Genomic DNA, 804 nt, shown 5'->3' with positions numbered 1-804 from the left:
CGGCATTGTTGCTCTACACACCGGAGTAAAGGCGTAGTGAACATCTTTAGCCAACCTTTATTCCAACAGTTCGCACCTAGCGTTGAGAAAACACTCAACGCTACCTTATCTATGGATCCAGGTTCAGAACAAAAACTAAAGCCTCTTAATGGCTGTGTGCTCGAACTACGTATTAGCAATCTAAATCAATCGCTATTCATTGGCGCAAAAAACAATCGCATCTTACTTTTATCTGCAGAGCAAGCTCCAACAGTCACCATGACCGCCAGCCTGTCAGGACTATTAAAATTGGCCGCTTATAGAGACACTGCCACTCTACTGAACTCAGGCGACCTTGCGTTTACTGGTGATGCCGTACGCGCACAACAAATTCAGCGTTTTGCAGATAATTTAGATATCGACTGGGAAGGCTTGCTAGCTAACTTCATTGGCGATACACCAGCAAAATTTATCAGCAGCGGCGCAAAACAAAGCATCACCATTGCAAAGACCTTCAGCAAAAACTTCGTGAAAGACCTAGAAGAGTTCGTAAAATACGAACTTCGTTTACTTCCTTCTCGCGCATTAGCCAACAAGCAATTCGAAGCGATAGACCAACTCCGTTTGGCCGGAGATCGCCTAGAAGCAAGAGTAAGATCACTTTCGAAACGCATCAAGCGAGGTTAGTTTGGCTGCCGACTTAGGAACTAAAAAGTTAAGCAGGGCCTTCAAAATATTATGGGTGACTTGCCGTTATCGCTTAGATGACTTTCTTCCACTAACTTCGCTCCCTACCTCACTGCGATTACTGCTTATTCTGGCTCC

At 44.9% G+C, this 804-nt stretch carries 1 protein-coding gene; it reads left to right on the top strand.

From position 1 onward, the window contains the following. A partial coding sequence (locus A3762_RS01520) for an SCP2 domain-containing protein (protein ID WP_231878693.1) occupies positions 1-666 on the top strand: 666 nt, incomplete at its 5' end. Positions 667-804: the final 138 nt, after the last annotated feature.

This window comes from Oleiphilus sp. HI0125, assembly GCF_001635355.1.
This window is presented reverse-complemented; position numbering and strand designations above follow the sequence as displayed.